Below are 857 nucleotides of genomic sequence, written 5' to 3' on the forward strand. Positions count from 1 at the left end.
ACCTAAATTGAGCGATTTTGGGATTTAAAGAATCTACCCTTTGGAGTATGTTGTTGAATCGACAAAGACTTTGCCGAGAATTTGTTCGGATTCAACTCAACCCAAAGGGTAGGAGGTCATTATGACCGCTAAAGCTCAAGAGCGCAAATGTAAGATTCACTCAGCGGAATGTACCACCGATACATTGACATCGAGGGGAGGTTTGCAGCTGTTTGTACGTTATGTGTACGGGATACAATTGTTTTCGCACCTCGAACGGTTGTTTGGAGGCATCAGGAAAAACAACAAAGGTCAGGCTGTCGCGGAAATCTTCAAGCAGATCCTGTGCTTCCTTGTGGATGGCACGAGCATGCACCTGAGCCACTTCGATTCACTGAAAAAGGATCCCGGTTATGCGGCAACCATCGAAACCGAGGCGGGAGCGATGCTTTCATCCCATTCGGTGAAGCGCTTTTTCAAGGCCTTCTCCTGGTTTCGAATCTGGTTGTTTCGCCGTATTCTTCAACAGCTTTTCCTTTGGCGCCTTCGGCTGACGAAACCCGAAATAATAGAGCTTGGCATCGACACCATGGTGATGGACAATTCAGAGGCTAGTGTACGCCATGGTGTTCAGCCGACCTATAAAAATGTGACGGGATTTCAACCTCTTCAGATGACTTGGGGACGTTTTCTCATCGATGCCGTGTTTCGCGGAGGGAAGAAACACAGCAACCACGGCGACACCGTCGAAAAGATGGTTTGCCATGTGGTTGGTCTGATCCGGCGGCACTACAGCGAGGACGTCCCCATCATCATCCGCATGGATAGTGGATTTTTTGACCAGAAACTGTTCAAGATCTTTGAAAAACTCTCCATTG

Annotated in this window: 1 protein-coding gene; it reads left to right on the plus strand. The window is 48.1% G+C overall.

From position 1 onward, the window contains the following. Window positions 1-121: 121 nt before the first annotated feature. Window positions 122-857: transposase (locus tag MWC30_RS21665; RefSeq protein ID WP_244086280.1), on the plus strand; the 736-nt coding region annotated here is incomplete at its 3' end.

The sequence above is a fragment of the Desulforhabdus sp. TSK genome, assembly GCF_022836495.1.
Lineage (GTDB): Bacteria > Desulfobacterota > Syntrophobacteria > Syntrophobacterales > Syntrophobacteraceae > Desulforhabdus.